At 65.9% G+C, this 14,700-nt stretch carries 14 protein-coding genes; 6 read left to right on the top strand and 8 right to left on the bottom strand.

Going from position 1 to position 14,700, the window contains the following annotated elements; translation table 11 throughout:
- A partial coding sequence (locus tag IT350_02445) for an ATP:cob(I)alamin adenosyltransferase (protein ID MCC6156883.1) occupies positions 1–158 on the bottom strand: 158 nt, incomplete at its 3' end.
- Between the two features lie 217 nt (positions 159–375).
- Complete coding sequence (locus tag IT350_02440; GenBank protein MCC6156882.1) at positions 376–2,862, bottom strand: hypothetical protein; 2,487 nt, start codon at positions 2,860–2,862, stop codon at positions 376–378.
- A gap of 291 nt (positions 2,863–3,153) precedes the next feature.
- On the opposite strand from IT350_02440, the gene IT350_02435 reads away from it, so the two are divergent.
- Both IT350_02435 and IT350_02430 read left to right on the top strand, forming a co-directional pair.
- Positions 3,154–3,414 carry a hypothetical protein gene (locus IT350_02435; protein ID MCC6156881.1) on the top strand — a complete coding sequence of 87 codons (261 nt, stop codon included), beginning with the start codon at positions 3,154–3,156 and terminating at the stop codon, positions 3,412–3,414.
- An 88-nt stretch (positions 3,415–3,502) separates the two neighbouring features.
- The gene (locus IT350_02430; GenBank protein ID MCC6156880.1) at positions 3,503–4,075 is read left to right on the top strand and encodes a phosphatase PAP2 family protein; all 573 of its coding nucleotides are present in this window, start codon (positions 3,503–3,505) and stop codon (positions 4,073–4,075) included.
- Between the two features lie 6 nt (positions 4,076–4,081).
- On the opposite strand, the gene IT350_02425 is transcribed toward IT350_02430, so the two are convergent.
- The 3 genes from IT350_02425 to IT350_02415 all read right to left on the bottom strand — a co-directional run bounded on the left by IT350_02425 (position 4,082) and on the right by IT350_02415 (position 9,633).
- Complete coding sequence (locus IT350_02425; protein MCC6156879.1) at positions 4,082–5,248, bottom strand: hypothetical protein; 1,167 nt, start codon at positions 5,246–5,248, stop codon at positions 4,082–4,084.
- Between the two features lie 127 nt (positions 5,249–5,375).
- Positions 5,376–7,433 (bottom strand): alpha-galactosidase, encoded by a 2,058-nt coding sequence (locus IT350_02420; GenBank protein ID MCC6156878.1) that lies wholly within the window; start codon positions 7,431–7,433, stop codon positions 5,376–5,378.
- Between the two features lie 19 nt (positions 7,434–7,452).
- On the bottom strand, positions 7,453–9,633 hold the full coding sequence (locus IT350_02415) for an alpha-galactosidase (protein MCC6156877.1): 2,181 nt from the start codon (positions 9,631–9,633) through the stop codon (positions 7,453–7,455).
- 133 nt (positions 9,634–9,766) lie between these two features.
- Between IT350_02415 and IT350_02410 the strand changes: the two genes are divergently transcribed.
- Positions 9,767–11,035: a 6-phospho-beta-glucosidase gene (locus IT350_02410; GenBank protein ID MCC6156876.1), complete on the top strand. Its 1,269-nt coding sequence runs from the start codon at positions 9,767–9,769 to the stop codon at positions 11,033–11,035.
- 42 nt (positions 11,036–11,077) lie between these two features.
- Here IT350_02410 and IT350_02405 read toward each other — a convergent pair whose 3' ends face one another.
- Together IT350_02405 and IT350_02400 are read right to left on the bottom strand one after the other, a co-directional pair.
- Positions 11,078–11,305, bottom strand: coding sequence for a type II toxin-antitoxin system HicA family toxin (locus IT350_02405; GenBank protein ID MCC6156875.1), 228 nt, complete (start codon positions 11,303–11,305; stop codon positions 11,078–11,080).
- Positions 11,302–11,508: a type II toxin-antitoxin system HicB family antitoxin gene (locus IT350_02400; protein ID MCC6156874.1), complete on the bottom strand. Its 207-nt coding sequence runs from the start codon at positions 11,506–11,508 to the stop codon at positions 11,302–11,304. The genes IT350_02405 and IT350_02400 overlap by 4 nt, the downstream gene beginning before the upstream one ends.
- A gap of 106 nt (positions 11,509–11,614) precedes the next feature.
- Between IT350_02400 and IT350_02395 the strand changes: the two genes are divergently transcribed.
- The 3 genes from IT350_02395 to IT350_02385 all read left to right on the top strand — a co-directional run bounded on the left by IT350_02395 (position 11,615) and on the right by IT350_02385 (position 14,300).
- Positions 11,615–12,370 carry a hypothetical protein gene (locus IT350_02395; protein ID MCC6156873.1) on the top strand — a complete coding sequence of 252 codons (756 nt, stop codon included), beginning with the start codon at positions 11,615–11,617 and terminating at the stop codon, positions 12,368–12,370.
- Positions 12,371–12,526: 156 nt separating this feature from the next.
- Positions 12,527–13,171: a histidine phosphatase family protein gene (locus tag IT350_02390; protein ID MCC6156872.1), complete on the top strand. Its 645-nt coding sequence runs from the start codon at positions 12,527–12,529 to the stop codon at positions 13,169–13,171.
- 175 nt (positions 13,172–13,346) lie between these two features.
- Complete coding sequence (locus tag IT350_02385; GenBank protein MCC6156871.1) at positions 13,347–14,300, top strand: VWA domain-containing protein; 954 nt, start codon at positions 13,347–13,349, stop codon at positions 14,298–14,300.
- Between the two features lie 125 nt (positions 14,301–14,425).
- On the opposite strand, the gene IT350_02380 is transcribed toward IT350_02385, so the two are convergent.
- The gene (locus IT350_02380) at positions 14,426–14,635 is read right to left on the bottom strand and encodes a hypothetical protein (protein ID MCC6156870.1); all 210 of its coding nucleotides are present in this window, start codon (positions 14,633–14,635) and stop codon (positions 14,426–14,428) included.
- Positions 14,636–14,700: the final 65 nt, after the last annotated feature.

The following is a 14,700-nucleotide window of genomic DNA, read 5'->3' as shown; positions in this document are numbered from 1 at the left end:
TGCGCGTGGGCGCGGGCAAGGCCGAGCATCGCCTCGAGCATGTCCACCTCGCCGTACACGGTCGGGCGCTCGGAGTTCTTGTAGACGCGCTCGCCCGAGTACAGGCTCGTCAGCCCCTCGTCGCCGGGCTTGGTCGGGATGCTGAATTTGTGCGGCATGCGAAATCCCCCAAAATGCCGTTCGGTCGCAAGGCGCGGGATTCAAGCACGGCCCGGCGGATCGTTCAAGGAAGCGCCTTGGTTATTGGGTTATATCACCCTGAGCGAAGCGAAGGGTCTGGCGTGAACAGGAGCAAGATCCTTCGCTACGCTCAGGATGACAGCGGCAAGGACGCTCAGGATGATACTTCGGGCGCTCGAATGGACAAGCGCACCCTCATTCCGGCTGGATCTCCAGAACCAGATCCTCGCCCGCGTCCGCCGAAAGGCCCGTGAGCCGCGCGCGGAAACGTCCCCATTCGGTTTCGGTGGTCGCGGCGGTTTCGACGCCGTTGACGGTCACGACGCCCGCGTCGCCGTCGATCGCGAGCTTCGCGTTCACGGTCAGATCGGAGTCGGGTGAGATCGTGACGCGGTAGCCGTCGTCCGCGCGTTCGACCACGAGATCGAAATGCGCGTCGCCCACCGTCGCGCCGTCGATGCGCGCGAAATCCCAACCGCCCGGCAGGTGCGGCGCGATCGCGATGCGCTCGTTTCGCGCGTCGAGGTCCAGGCCGAACAGGTAGCGCAGCATCGCGGCCGCGTTGATCGGGCCCTCCCACGATCGGTAGCGCGCGGTGAGATCGACGAGATAGCCGAAGGGCTCGTACAGGTACGCGAAGCGCCCCCAGTCGTCGACGATGATGCCCTCGCTGGTGTTACCGGTCGGGTGGTACATGTTCGTGTAGTTCGCGAAAGAGTCCGCGGCCCACGGATGATCGATGCGCGCGAGGGCTTCGAGCTGGTATCCCTGCGCCATGCCGGTCATCGCGCCCTCTTCCACGCCCGCGAGCCGCGTCAGGGCGATCCACGTCGGGCTCACCGGCGAGTGGAACACGCCGTCCTTTTCGTCGAGCGCCTCGAACGCGTTGATCAGGTTGTCCTTGCCGTGCACGTCGTCGTCGTGCTGGAACCCGATCCACAGCGGCGTGGCGTTCACATCCTCGAACGGTGCGTCGAGCGGTTCGAGCGTGATCTTGTCGATCATCGGCGAATAAAATCCGCGCGCGTCGAGCCAGTAATAATCCTCGGCGCAGTCCCGCACCGCATCGGCGAGCGCCTGATACCCGGCGGCGTGCCCCGCCTCGCCCATGTGATCCGCCACCTGGACCATGAACTCGGCCGCCGCGACGAACAAAAACGACGAATTGGCCGAGAGGTGCGTGTCCTCGTAATTACCCGACAGCCCGTCGCCGTAAGCCACGGCCATCGCGGGGCGAAACGTCTCGTCGCCCGAAAACGGCAACAGGCAACCCTCGCGGAAATCCTGATGGATAAGCGCGTGGCGCAGCATGCCGTAGCGCTCCTCGATGCGCGACCAGTCGCCCGTGGCGTCGAGATCCGCGCGGTAATGCAGGATGTGATAGCTGGGGCTTTCCGCGCCGATCTTTCCGGTCAGCGTGCCCATCGACGCCCAATCGGGCTCGGCGGGAGGATTGCTGATGTCGTGATCGACCTTCATCGCGTTCGCAAAATTGCCGTTCACCAGCGTGGCGAGCCAGTAATAATCGAGCATGTCGCGGAACTGCGGCGCGCGGCCCATGAGCGGCAAAAACACGGCGGGACCCATGATGTCGCGCAGCCACGCGAACGAGTACTCGCTCATCTGCGTGATCGCGCCCTCGAAGGTCTGCTGATTGCGCAGGTTGACGGTCATGCCCTCGAACAAATCGGTGAGCCGCTCGTCGGACGCGCTCACCCGCGCGCCCTCGGCCTCGTAATTCTTCCAGCGATCGACCGTCGCGGCGAGCACGTCCCACGGATCGAGCGCGGCGACGTCGGCGAAAACCTCGCGCGCGTCGTCGGTGTCGCCCGTGCCCGACCGCGCGAATGCCATCAGCACGGGCGTGACGGCCTCGCCGCCCGGCGCGAGCGTTTCGAGTTCGACCGAAACACCCGCGCCTTTTTCCGCGTTCCAAAATCCATAGGCCAGATTTTTGCCGTCCTCGTGAATGGTCTCGGTGATCAGACCCTCGTTCACGTGGCCCCACACAGTGCCGAGCGCGACCGACAGGCCGTCCGCGGGCGCGTCGCCGCGGTTGTGCGCGACGACGATGCGGCCGAGCGCGCTCGTCGCGGCCGTGCCGTCCACGTCATCGCCCTCGGGCGCGAAGTCGATCGTCCACAGGCTGATGTCGCCCGCGTCCTGGCGAATCACGGTGACGCCCGTGCCGCGAATGCGATAGGCGCGCTCGCGGTCCCACGCCAAGCGCTCACCGAAACGGTACAGGTCGAGCGTTTTCTCGGAAAAGAAACGCAGATTTTTTTGATAGTCGGGGCCGAGCGTGTTGAACCACGCGGTGAGCGGCAGCTTGCCCGCGGTCATGGTGAAACAACGGCCGTTGCCGATGCCGAATCCGCCGATCATGCGCGGGCGCGGCTCGTTCGCGTGATCGACATCCTCGAACCACGCGGACCATTCGAGCAATTCCGGGCGAGACGCGAGGCTGGGCGGAATGTCGGCGTCGTCGTCCGCGTCGTCATCGGGAAGCGGCGGCCACGTGTCGTCGTCGCCCGCGTCGTCGTCGCTCGAATCGTCATCGACGGAATCGTCGTCGTTCGCGTCATCGTCGCCGGACGAATCGTCGTCATCGTCACCGCAGCCCGCGAACAGCATCGCCAGCGCCGCGATCGCCCAAAGCCCGCCCCAGGATTTCATCGGCATGTGCGTCTCCGAAAAACGCCGCGTGCCCGCGGCGCGCAACGAGTCTAATGCGGTCGGCGTTTTCGGCAAAGCGCCGAATTCAGGGCGTTATTCGCGGTCGCTTTGAGCCCCTGCGAGGCAAAAACGGTGAAAATGATTGACACCCCCCGGCAAATCTACTACGTTCCGCGTGTTTCCAACTGCGCGCGCCGGGATTCGAAAACCGTCGTTCGCGTACGAACTTTGGGATTTGGACTTTCGGGGAATTGTTTTACGGACCGTCGAACAAACGGAATCCGAAGGGAGGTTTCCATGAAGAAGTTTCTGGTCATCCTGACCGCGATGGCGTTCTGCCTGTCCATGAGCATGGGCATTCTGGCCTGCTCCAAGGAAGAGCCGCCTCCTCCGCCGACCCCGGCTCCGACGCCCAAGAAGGCGACCCCCGAGCCGACGCCGACTCCGGAGAAGAAGGAAATCCAGCCGGAGATCAAGGAAGGCGCCGAGGACAAGAAGCTCGAGAAGAAGACCATCAAGCTCGAGAAGGGCAAGGCCGACAAGAAGCTCAACAAGTAGTTCGAGCGCAAATCGGAAAAGCCCCTGCTTCGGCAGGGGCTTTTTTTTCGCGCGCGGCGAGACGCTGGCCTCGCCCCGGGTTTAGCCGATGACGCACACCCCCGCCTGGGATCTCTCGCTCTTTCGACTGGTGAACGGCCGCTGGACCTGCGCCGTCATGGACTGGATCGCTCCCGCGTTCCAGCCGTCGTGGGTTGCCGTCGCGCCCGCCGTCGCGCTGGCGGCGTGGATCTGGCGAAAGGGCGGCGCGGACGGACGGCGCGCGGTGTTCGCGGCGCTCGCCGCCGTGGCGCTGGCCGATCTGTTCGCGGCTCAGATCCTCAAACCATGGATCGAACGTCCGCGCCCATCCATCGCGCTCGATGGCGTGCGCCTGCTCGTCGGCAAGAAGTCCGGGTTCGGATTTCCCAGCAATCACGCGGCGAATCTCGCCGCGGCGGCGACCGCCGTCGCCCTGCTCGCGCGGCGTTTCGCGTGGCCGCTCGCGGCGCTCGCCGTGTTCGTGGGATACACCCGCGCGTACGTCGGCGTGCACTACCCGCTCGATGTCCTCGGCGGCTGGTGCGTGGGCATCGTCGCCGGGACGATCGCGGCGATGGCGGTCGACCGGGTGTGGAAGCCGCGAAGTGCTCCGACCGGGCGCGACGAATCCGTGCCCTGACGCCGCCTAGGGCGTGTCGTCCTCGTCCGCGACCGCTTCTTCACCCAGATCGATCTCGGTCTTCGTGATAACCTCGGGCGCGGCGCGCTCCTCGGACATGCCCGCCGCGGTGAGCAACGCCTCGGGTCCCAGCCGGTACTCCAGCCACGCGCGCACGACCTGCGTTTCGGTGGGCACCGCGTAACGCAACTCGCGGGTTTCCCCCGCGCGCAGCCGCGTGTCGGTCGGCGGACCGGACGAGGCGAATGGCGGCACCGGGCGATGCCCCTCGGCGTCCGCGAATGTGCGCTGAAACACCGCGCCGGGGTCGTCCTCGTGCGGGTTGTCGGCGATGTTCGACCAGATGACCTCTTCGTTTTCGTCGTACGCCTCGACGCGCAGCACCACGTGGCGCATCGGGTTGCCCGTGGGCAGGTCGTGTCCGCTGAACATGCGTTTCACTTCGAGCACCACGGTGAGCTCGTCCGCCACGTCGTCGGTACGGATCGCCAGCGACGCCGAGCCCTTGACGAAGTCGGGCGAGTAACCGCCCGGGAACGTGTGTCGCCGGTGGACCGTGCTCTTGCTGCCGAGCGCCGGCTGTCCCTTGACGAGAGGCATGTGGCAATCGGCGCACGACTGCGCCGACGCGGCGTTTTCCGTCCCGGTGGTGCAGATCTGCCGACCGTCGGGCGTCGCAAGATCCGAATGGCAGGCGAGGCACAGCCCCTGTGCGCCGGTCATGCCCTCCTTCGAGCGGGCGAACGCACCGAGCGCGCCGGTGTCGAGCGACTTTTTCGGATGCTCGGGGTGGATGCGATGGCAGACCACGCACGACACGCCCTCGACGGGGATTTCGGCCGCGACGGCGGCGTCCTTCCATTCGGGGTAGTGGCACCGGACGCAAGTCGCCTGGGCCTGCGGGCCAAGTTTTTCGATCGCCTGGCCGACCATCATTTTGTAGAGCGGATTTTTGTCGGCGGTGGAGTGCGCGTGCATGGACTGACGCCACTCGGTGACGATGCCGGGGTGGCAGGCCGCGCAGTCGGCGGAGTCGCGGTGCACCCAGTTCGGCAACCCCGGCGTCGCGGAGTTCAACTCCGCGTCCGGTCCGGTTTTCGCGCATCCGTACAGCAGCGCCGTCACCAGCGCCGCCATGGCCACGAACCTCGCCAACGCGCTTCGCGCCGACATTTTCCTCTCCCGAGCGGTCGCCGGCGCCTCAAAAAAAAGCGCCGCGAGCCGCGAATTTCTACGATTCGATGATAAACCCGGCCCGGAGCGTGTCAACGAAAAAAAGGCTTTGCGGACCGGGCGTGCGTCAGATCGCCATCGGCAGATCGACAAAGATCAGTCGCGCCGCGTGCGGCGGGAGCACGCCGAGATCCACCTCGCCGCCCCGGATGTGGAGTGTCTGACGCGACCAGACCTCCGTGGCGGTGCGGGCGGCGGCGAGGGCAAAAGACGGGATGAACGCGGCGAGATTGACGCGCTTGTGAACCGGGTCGTCCGACCAGTTCGCCACCAGCATGAGGTACCCGAAGGGCAGCTCCGCCACCGCAGTCTCGGGGAACGCGGACGACATGAGTTCGGGCACACGGCAACCGGGCGTGCGAAGATCCGCGGCCGCCGACGCCAGTTCGATGCGATCGGGTTCGAGCAGGCTCATGTCGTCGGAGACGAGCAGCATGCCGCCGCTGATCGCGTACACCGATGCCATCGCGCGCACCTCGTCGTCGGTGAGTGCGCTTTTTTCGCGGCGGATCATGAGACAGTCGGGGTCGTTCACCCACCAGGCGCCGTGCAGGAACGAACGCGTGAGCACGTTGCGCAGGGCGTGTTCGCTGGACAGCAGATTCTCGTCGCGGGCCGCGCGGCGCAACCGCCGATTGGCCCAGGCGGGAGTCACGTCGCAGCCGATACGCATCGCGTCGACGATCCCCACGGCGGTCTGAAGCGGGCAGCCGCATCCGAGGATGAACGTGTCGTCGCCGACGGCCTCGCGAATCGTCTCGAGACCGAGGCGCAGCGCCGATGCGCGCGTCGAGCGCGGATCGTGACGCACCCCGGGCAGCGCCGCCGCGTAGCAGAAGTCGATCTTGATGAACCTCGCGCCCCACTCGCGCCGGATGGTCCGGAACACGCGCACGAGCCAGTCCTGCACGTCGGGATGCGTGGGATCGAGGGCGTACACGCGCCCGCCCCACATCGGGTTCCACCCCGCGCTGCGCGGTCGGCCGCGAGTGTCCTTGATGAACCAGTCGCGATGCCGGCGGAAGAGCTTGGAACCGGGGCGTGCGAGAAACGGAGCGATCCAGAGGCCGGGCGTCAGCGCGGCGTCGTCGATCTGTTTCATCAGCGGCGCAATGCCCGACGGGAACTTGTCGTTGACCTCGAGCCAGTCGCCGACCTCGCGCTGCCATCCGTCGTCGAGCTGCATGAGCGTGAAGGGAATCCACTTGCGCGCGTCGCGGACGAGGCGCAGGTTCCGCTCCATTTCGACTTCGTCGATCTTTGTGAAGTAGTGATACCAGGAGCACCAGCCCACCGGCGACGACGGCGGCACGCGCGCTTCGAGATGCGTACCCGACTCGAGCGCCCATTGCCGCGCGGCGAGATCGGGCGTCTGCGAGATCGCGATCCACAGCGGCTCGGATTCGACCACGCCGCCGGGTTCGCACTCGACGCCGTCGCGGTGGTACGACGCAACCAGTTGCGCGAACCGCGGTCCGCCGGGCTCGATGCGCAGCCGGATGTCTCCGAAACCCGCCTTGGCCCCGAGAAACCCGATGGCCACGGAAGCGTGCGACGTGACATCTGCCAGCATCGCCATCTGCTCGGAGACGTATTCCCCCGGCTCTCCGCTGGTCGGATTCGCCGGGTTCTCCTCCATTTCGCGCAGAAACGTCAGTCGCGGACGCGCGGGGGCTTCAAACATGCGGTACGAGCGCGTCGCCGACCACGACTGCCAGCCCATGCGGAAGAACGACCAGTTGGCGATCTGACCCACTTCGAGCGAACCGCCGCCCGCCGCATCGCAAGAGAATGGGATGAGGCGCGCGAGTCGAATGGTGGTTGCGGTATCGTTGGTCAACACGAGCGTGACGGACACGCCGCCGCCGCGCTCGCGAAAACGCCAGCGCAGCCGGATCGCGCCGCCGGATTGCTGCGGAACCAGCGCGCGCAGTTCCATCCCGCCGTCGATATCCCAGACCTCGGGGAATCGCGCGACGATGACGGGCGCCTTCGCCCGGCCCTTGCCGGCGATTTCGAATCCGCAACTCGCCTGCGTGATCGCCGCGGACATGCTTCCCGCGCCGCGCAGGCTCACGCCCGCCGCGCCGGCTTCCACGCGAATCCGGGACGACAGGTTCTCCATCAGCTTCGCGACCCCGCCGTCATGGTGCGCGCTCGAACCGGAACAGCATCGCGCGCCGTCCCGGCACCGACACACCCACGGCGTTTTGATCCTCGATCGTCTCGCCCGTTTCCAGATTCGTCAGACGCACCCGATCGGCCGTGTCGAAACCCAGATCCGTCGCGAGCACTCGTCGGGCCAGCGACGCGGATGAAAAGTTGACGACGGCCATCACGTCGCCTCGCACCCACACGGCGGGCGTGCGGCTGTTGCGTACGACCCAATCCTGCGGAAGGAAGTAACTCGGCGCGTCCATCGCCTCGTCGAACAAATCGAGCGGCAGCGTCGGTCCCGGCTCGTCCGCGAGGCCGATCAAGTCACCGTCCAGCACCATCGCCTCGCGCTCTGGATCGAGCGCGCGCAGGTCGTCGCCAAGGAAAAGGTTCTGCCCGCCGAGCAGGTTCGACACCGCCGTGGCAAACGCTTCGTCCACGCTCATGCCCGGCCGCACGCACAGGTTGTCGGCGTCGGGACTGAACAGGTGCTCGGTCCAGAAGCGTGCCGAGTTGTACCGCGCGATCACGCCCGACATGCGATAGCTCGTGGTGTCGAAGGTCGAGAGCACGATGTCATCGCTCGTGCGCGCCGCGTGGAACTTGCCCGCCGACGGCAGCAGAGGCTCGCCCGACGCCAGCAGAAACACGTCGTCGCCCGCGGCGTGGCGCATGATGTCGCATGCGAGGGCATACGCTTCGAGACTCGTCACACTCGGGTCGCTGCGCACCGCCTCGTAGGCCGCGGGGAACAGAAAATCGAGCTTGAGATACGTGTAACCCGCGTCCGTGAAACGACGGATCACCGAACGCAGGTGCTCGGCGGCGTCGGGATGCGTCACGTCGAGGATCGCATGCTCGCCGATGAAGGGGTCTGAGAAGAGCAGCAGTTCGCCGTGTTCGTCGCGCAAAAACCACATCGGGTGATCGGCGACGAGCTCGCTTTGCGTATTCACCACGATCGGCGCGATCCAGATGCCGGCGACGAGCCCCGCGTCGCGAATCGCCTCCGCGAGTCCGTCCATGCCGATCGACGCGAATTTCTCGTTCTCGTCCCAGTCGCCGAAGCTCTGCTCGTAGCCGTCGTCGATCTGCACGACGTTGTAACCGAGCGCCTGATACTCCGGTTGCGACAGGAAGTCGACGTGGTCGAGCACGTCCTGCGGCGTGACGTCGGTGAACAGGTCGTACCACGTCGCCCATCCGCGTGGTCGCTCGCCCGCCCATTCGAGCGGCGGCGTCACCACGGCGGCGGCGCGGCCATAGTCGTCGAGCGCGGCGGGCATGTCGCCCGTCAGCTGAAGATAAAGCGGATCGAGGTCGCGCGTCGTGCCCGCGGGAATCAGCAGGATGTCGCCCGGCGTGCCCATCACCACATCGAACGCAACGCGATCGTCCGTCGAATCCGGCACATCGGCAACGAAATAGGTCTTGAGCACCTTCGCCGACAGAACCCCCATGACGAATCCGAGATTCGACGTGGGCACCCGGCCCGCGGCCATCCACCAGCCGACGCCCTTGCGCACGTCCCACCACTCGCGGTCGTTGGCGGCGGGGACCGCGAGCGATCCCTCGCGTCGGGGGTCGCCGTCCGCCGCGGACAGGCGCTCGACCGCCGTGTAGGCCCACGAATCGTATCCGTTGTGCAGGAAGTGCAGCCCGCCCGCGAGGCCCGGGAGGCGAACTCCGTTCGCGCCGTCGAGGCGCATGGGCTCGACGCTCGTCACGCGCGCGGCGTGATCGGAAGCGCGAAGAGCGACCGCGACCGTGAGCGCGCCGCGTTCGCCCTCGTGCGTGAAGGTCACTTCGAGGTCCGGTGCGGTCTCGTGTCCGGCGAGGCTCCATGTCACGCCGCCGTCCACGTTTTCAGTTTCGTTGAACTCGGGATACTGGTCGGACCCCGTGAAGTACGCCACGCCGTCGTACTCGTACCCAACGCGCACGCGCGCCGCGCCGATGCCGCTGCCGCAGGAATCGCTGACGAGCGACCACGTTCCGTCATCGCCGGAAGTGAAGGTCGTGGGGCAGATGCGTTGCGGCTCGGCCGGCAACCCCCACGGTTCCTTGAAGTCCGATTCCTTCTCGCAGGCCGCAAGGGCGCAAACGAACGCGCCGAGCAATGCCACGATCCCCACCGCACCCAAATTCGGAAATCTGCCCACAATCATGCCATCGTCCCCAGGAGGGACGTTTATTTGCCACCATATCCCGCACGTACGCAAGCGCCGCGCGGCAAAACGCGTGGACGCCGCCCGGACCCGCGACTAAGATACATGGCGCGAACGGACAAGGGGGCGACCTGTGAAAATCGGCATCATCGGCGGCGGAAGCACCTACACACCCGAGCTCATCGAGGGCCTCATCGGTCGCGCGGGGGCGATCGGCCTCGCCGAGGTCGTGCTGATGGACAACGACCCCGAACGCCTCGCGATCGTCGGCGAATTCGCCAAACGCATGGTCACTCACGCGGCCGCTCCGTTTCGCGTCGTCCTGACGGCAAAGCGCGCCGAAGCGCTCGACGGGGCGTCGTTCGTGCTCACGCAGTTTCGCGTCGGGCACCAGCAGGCGCGGCACCAGGACGAATTGCTCGGCCTGCGCCACAGCCTGATCGGGCAGGAGACGACGGGTATCGGCGGCATGGCCAAGGCGCTGCGCACGCTTCCCGTGATCTTCGACATTTGCGATGAAATGGACCGCCTCGCGCCGGGCGCTTGGCTGCTCAACTTCACGAACCCGTCCGGCCTCGTCACCGAGGGCATCCTGAACCACACGCCGGTGAAGCGCGCGATCGGGCTTTGCAACGTGCCGATCGACATGAAGATGACCGTGGCGAAGTTCTTCGGCGTGGACGAATCCGAAATCGACATGGAGTTCGTCGGCCTCAACCACCTGGGGTGGATTCGCCGCGTGGCGATCAAGGGCGAGGACATCACCGCGCGCGTGCTCGAGTTCCTGGCGAGCGATCAGGGCCCGGCGAACATCCCCGACGTGGACTACAAGCCGGAACTCATCCGCGCGCTCGGCGCGGTGCCGCTCTATTACAACCGCTACTACTACAACACCGAGCGCGTGCTGGCGCAGCTTCAGGCGAAACCGAAGACGCGGGCCGAAGAGGTGATCGATATCGAGAACAAGTTACTCGCCAAATACGCCGATCCGAAGCAGGTAACCAAGCCGCCCGAGCTCGACGAGCGCGGCGGCGCGTACTACTCCAAGATCGCCGTGCAACTGATCGAGGCGATCGCGAACGACACCGGCGACGAGATGGTCGTCAACACGCAGAACCGCGGCGCGATCCCCGACCTTCCCGCGACGAGCGTCGTCGAGATCACGGCGCGCATCGGCAAGGACGGCGCGACGCCCCGGCATGTCGCACCGCTGGAGCCGAGCGTTCGCGCGCTCATTCAGCGGGCCAAGGCTTACGAGGAACTCACCGTCGAAGCGGCGAAGACGCGCAGCTACGACGCGGCACTGCGTGCGATCTTCACCAACCCGCTCGGCCCCACCGCCGACCGCGCCAAGCCCGTGCTCGACGATCTGCTCGCGACGAACGCACTCGATTATCGGTGATGTGGATCTCGTGGCGGCTGAGAACGCTCGAATCGGGTACCTTCAGAGCAGATCGAGGAACTCTTCCAGCGTCAGCCCCGATGCCTTGATGACGTGCTGCAGAGTAGATCTCTTGATTGGCCGGTGCGCCGGAACGGTGACTTTGATGACCCCATCCGGAGTGAATCTCTCCAGGCGGATGTGACTCCCCTTCTGACGAACCACAGAGAAGCCCGCCCTTCCCAGCGCGGACAGGACCACCGGATACGACAGCGAAGGAACTTTGCTCACACCGCGATCTCGCGGACGAGAACGGACTTTCCGGTCAGCGAATGTTCTGCCGGCACATCCTCAAGATACAATTCGATCGCCTCACGGATATTGGCCATCGCGTCGTCTTCCGTATCGCCCTCGCTCACGCACCCCGGAAGTGCGGGCACGTGCACGGTGAATCCGCCTTCGTCAGATGGTTCCAGGATCACTCGCAGACGCATGGGATTGCCTCCTCGATCCGACGTATTGTCCGCTCCCGTCTCTTTGGCGTCAACGCCGACCCTCCCGCCGGTGACGCGGCCTCGGGGCGTGTGCTATGTTGCCCGCGTGAGCCGAGTGATTTTCTCCGTTCGTCGGATCGTCTTCGTCGCCGCCGCATGCGTCGGGATCTGGCTGTGCGCCGACGCGCCGGCGTTCGCCGGGCCGTGGCGCGTTCAGGAAATGTGGTTCGTCGAGGGCTTCGGCGCGGTGCATTTCCTCGACCGATCCGATGTGAACAACTACACCGATGGCGGCGACATCGAGCGCTTCGGCAACCGCGAGGAGCGCGGCTACCTCGGTCGCGCCACGCCGGTCCTCGGCGGGCGACTCGGCCTCGCCAGACGGCGATTCATCGGCGACCTCACCGTGCAATACGCGCGCGAGTGGCGCGACGGCCCCGGCACCGGGGCGACGATCTCGAACCTGAATCTGCTCTTTCACGCGGGCGTGGACCTTGTCCACACGCGCTTCACGCTCTACCCCTACGTCGGCGCGGGATGGTCGTACACGAACTTCACGGTGAACGGCGACGACCGGCTCAAGCCGCGCTTCCCCGATTTCGCCGGAGCAAAAGAGGGCATCCCCGCCGATGTCGGCCTCGGCATCGAGTGGTTCGCGACGCCCAAGTGGACCGTGCGCGAACCCAGTTACGGCAAAGCCGTGACGATGCCGATCTTCCTGCACGCGGGCTATCAGGGCGAGATCATCACCTACTTCTGGCAGATCAAGCACGGCGAGCTCGCGCGCTCGGTCACCGACCGATTCATCGGCCCCTACGTGCGCGTCGGCATCGGCGCGGGCAAGGGGTCGTTCATCCGCTGACCACGTGCGCGACTCGTAGGGGCGCGATACATGGTTCCGCGTGCGCGACTCGTAGGGGCGCGATTCATCGCGCTCTCGCACCCGCCCGAGCGCGATGTTGTCCGCGCGACGCGCCGGTGCTAAGTTCCGCCCGCCTCTCCCCGGATGGAGAAAACGATGACCGAAGCCCCCCAGGAAACCACGCTCTACCTCGTGCGTCATGGCCAGACCGAGGCGAATTTGCGCGAGATCATCTGCGGGCGCTGCGAGAGCCCGCTCACGCCGCTTGGCCGCGAGCAGGCCGCTGCGCTCGGCACCGAACTCGCCCCGTTTCATTTCGACGCCGCCTTCACCAGTACGCTCTCGCGCGCGATCGACACCGCGAAGGCCATCACGGATCACCATGACGGCCTCGTCGCGACGCAGCTTCCCGAATTGTGCGAACAGGACTACGGCGACTGGGAGGGCGAGGATTATCGCGAGGTGATGCGCCAGAACCGCGACGCCTTCATGAAGTTCCGCACCGACACGATGAACGCCAAGGCCCCCGATGGCGAGACCGTCGCCGTGTTCGTCGACCGCGTGCGCCGCGCGATTTGGGATGTCATGCTCCCCGCGCACCCGGGCGGCAGCGTGCTGTGCGTCGCGCACGGCGGCACACTGCGCATGGCGCTGTGCCTGCTGCTCGACATGGACGTGTCCGACCACTTCTATCGCTTCGACGTGCACAACGCGTCGCTCTCCGTCGTCAAGGTCGGCCCGGTTTTCGGACCGCGACTCGTCGCGATGGGGTTGCGGCCCAACGGGCACTGGAAGTGGTGAGGGGGACCCTCACCCCGGCTCGCTGCGCTCGCCTCCTCTCTCCCGCCGGGCGGGAGAGGGGTCGGGGGTGAGGGCCGCTAAATTGTGGCTTGATCCCTCCCGTTGAATTGGATGTCCGTCCGCCGTTTTTCCGGCGGCTCCGCATGATGGTTCGAATCGAATTTCGGAGGGAATCATGAGGACGGCGGTTTACCGGAAGGTCGCGCTGTGGTGCGCGGTCGGTGCGGCGTGCGCGCTCGCCGCGTGCGGGACCGATGCGAACGACATCGACATCAGCGACGTCGATCTCAGCTCGTTTCAGGTTTCGATCAGCGTGGATGGCCAGGGCGCGCCCGGCGCGGTGCGCGCGGGCGTTACGGCGATCGATGAAAACGGCGACGCGGTGAAGCTGCGGGAAGACGAGATCCGCATCTTCGAGTCGAAGGACCGCAAGGAGTGGGTCGAGGTCGAATTCACCACGCAGCGTCGCGAGAGCGCTCAGATCCCGATCTCGGCGGCGGTCGCGATGGACTACTCGGGCAGCATGAGCCAGGAGCAGCAAAACGACGCCGAGGACGCGGTGGTGGCGTTTTCGGAATACCTGATGACGGGCGACCGCATGGCGATCATCAAGTTCGCCAATCGGGTGAAGATCATGCAGGAATTCACCGACGACAAGGGCGTGATCGAGGACGCGGTGAAGAGCAACGACCTCGACGGTTTCCAACTCGGTACCGCGGTTTGGGACGCGGCGAAAAAAGGCGTCGACCTCGCCGAGGACGAGCGCGCGCCCAAGTGCGTCGTCGTCACCTCCGATGGCGAGGACAACATGAGCGACACCAAGGCGAGCGAACTCATCGACGACGCGGTGAAGGCCGGCGTGCCGATCTTCTCGCTCGGCTTTTCCGAAAACCCCGACAGTGACGGCTTGAAATATCTGTACAAGGTTTCCGAGGAAACCGGCGGCTTGTTCTGGACCTTCCAGAACACCGGCCAGATGGAAGGCATGTACAAGTCCATCGCCGACGCATTCGACGACGCGCTCGTCGCCACCTGGCCGTCGTCGTTCGATGGCGGCACCGTGTACGTCAAGGTCGAGGTGGACGCCGACGCGGGCGAGAAATCCGCGACCTCGGCCTACGGTTTCTAAGAGGGCTTCACGCGCCCTGCCCATGGCCCCTCTCCGTCCATGACGGCAGAGGGTGTACCGGGAACATGCGGCGCGCAGGAATGCGGTCGTCTTCGCCTTTCGTATCTGCCAAACCCTCGACACTTTCACTCATTTTCGACACCGCTTTTTTGAAACTCCTTGCAATCACGGCGTAATTTCGCTTTCGCCATTTTTTTGGCACGACGCTCCACGGGGATTTGGCGGATTCGCGGCGGCGGGCGCATTTCCGCAGCGCGGATCGCCGCGAGGGCTGCGGGACCCCAGACCTTGGCGGAGTGCGCGACCATCCCCTCGGTGCGGGCCGCCTCGATCACGCGCAGCCGTTCGCTGAAGCGAGCCATGCTGCGAATGATCCCGTCGAGCTGCCCCGACGCCGTGA

Source organism: Deltaproteobacteria bacterium, assembly GCA_020845895.1.
Lineage (GTDB): Bacteria > Lernaellota > Lernaellaia > JACKCT01 > JACKCT01 > JADLEX01.
The sequence above is the reverse complement of the archived record's forward strand: the minus strand, read 5'-3'. Positions and strand labels throughout refer to the sequence as shown.

What these genes read in the sequence shown, in the direction of transcription:
- IT350_02440 (MCC6156882.1), bottom strand. Translation starts at nt 2,862, where the DNA reads ATGCCGATGAAATCCTGGGGCGGGCTTTGGGCGATCGCGGCGCTGGCG.
- IT350_02435 (MCC6156881.1), top strand. Translation starts at nt 3,154, where the DNA reads ATGAAGAAGTTTCTGGTCATCCTGACCGCGATGGCGTTCTGCCTGTCC.
- IT350_02430 (MCC6156880.1), top strand. Translation starts at nt 3,503, where the DNA reads ATGACGCACACCCCCGCCTGGGATCTCTCGCTCTTTCGACTGGTGAAC.
- IT350_02425 (MCC6156879.1), bottom strand. Translation starts at nt 5,248, where the DNA reads ATGTCGGCGCGAAGCGCGTTGGCGAGGTTCGTGGCCATGGCGGCGCTG.
- IT350_02420 (MCC6156878.1), bottom strand. Translation starts at nt 7,433, where the DNA reads ATGGAGAACCTGTCGTCCCGGATTCGCGTGGAAGCCGGCGCGGCGGGC.
- IT350_02415 (MCC6156877.1), bottom strand. Translation starts at nt 9,633, where the DNA reads ATGATTGTGGGCAGATTTCCGAATTTGGGTGCGGTGGGGATCGTGGCA.
- IT350_02400 (MCC6156874.1), bottom strand. Translation starts at nt 11,508, where the DNA reads ATGCGTCTGCGAGTGATCCTGGAACCATCTGACGAAGGCGGATTCACC.
- IT350_02390 (MCC6156872.1), top strand. Translation starts at nt 12,527, where the DNA reads ATGACCGAAGCCCCCCAGGAAACCACGCTCTACCTCGTGCGTCATGGC.
- IT350_02385 (MCC6156871.1), top strand. Translation starts at nt 13,347, where the DNA reads ATGAGGACGGCGGTTTACCGGAAGGTCGCGCTGTGGTGCGCGGTCGGT.